We start from the raw sequence: 1,145 nt of genomic DNA, 5'->3' as shown, positions 1-1,145 counted from the left end.
TAGAAATCATCTTCTTCACGCAAGTTGGAGAAGTGCATTAGTGCTTCCAAATCGTAATCAAACACTTGGCCTTTACGGTCGGCCAGTTTCAAGAAATCGGCGTACAGTGCGTCTAGGTTGTACTCATCCTCTTTATAACCCATGGAATCCATGTGGCTCTTCACCGCCGCTCGGCCGCTACGACTGGTTAGGTTAAGTGCTTGGTTCTTAAGACCAATCGACTCAGGTGTCATGATCTCGTAAGTGTTCTTGTTCTTTAACATGCCGTCTTGGTGGATACCTGAAGAATGGCTGAATGCATTGGCACCCACGATCGCTTTGTTGCTTTGGATCGGCATGTTGCACAGTTGACTCACCAACTTGCTAGTACGATGGATTTCTTCGTGCTTGATCCCCGTGCTTACACCCAGAAGCTCTTGACGCGTCTTGATGATCATCGCGATCTCTTCTAGTGAGCAGTTACCCGCACGCTCGCCGATACCATTGATGGTGCCTTCAATTTGGCGAGCACCGGCTTGTACTGCTGCAATTGAGTTTGCGACCGACATGCCCAAGTCATCATGACAGTGCACAGAAATGATGGCCTTGTCGATGTTCGGCACGCGGTTGAAAAGCGTTTGGATGATGCCACCGAACTCGCTTGGCACTGTGTAGCCAACGGTATCGGGAATGTTGATGGTGCTTGCTCCAGCATCAATTGCGGCTTCAACCATGCGACATAGATTGTCGATTGGTGTTCGGCCTGCGTCTTCACAAGAAAAGTCGACATCATCGGTGTAGTTACGCGCGTGTTTAACGGCGTTGACCGCCATTTCAAGTACGTCATCGTAACTGCGGCGTAGCTTGTCTTGAACGTGAATCGTGGAAGTGGCTAGAAAAGTGTGGATACGGAATTGGTCAGCAACTTTTAGCGCTTCAGCTGCGGCATCGATGTCTTTCGCAACGGCACGCGAAAGGGCACAAACTCGGCTATTTTTGATGTGTTTTGCAATAGTTTGTACGGACTCGAAATCGCCAGGGGAAGAGATAGGAAAACCGGCTTCGATAACATCAACGCCCAGCCTTTCAAGCGCATAGGCAATCTGCAGTTTTTCTTTAACCGTCAAGCTTGCTGACAACGCTTGCTCGCCATCACGCAATGTGGT

At 49.4% G+C, this 1,145-nt stretch carries 1 protein-coding gene; it reads right to left on the bottom strand.

Features of this window, described 5'->3' with window-relative positions; translation table 11 throughout:
- Positions 1–1,145: 2-isopropylmalate synthase (leuA, locus tag R7P69_RS25045; RefSeq protein ID WP_318121803.1), on the bottom strand; the 1,145-nt coding region annotated here is incomplete at both ends.

Origin of the sequence: Vibrio sp. 661, assembly GCF_033339315.1 — a bacterium.
GTDB lineage: Bacteria > Pseudomonadota > Gammaproteobacteria > Enterobacterales > Vibrionaceae > Vibrio > Vibrio alginolyticus.
The sequence above is the reverse complement of the archived record's forward strand: the minus strand, read 5'-3'. Positions and strand labels throughout refer to the sequence as shown.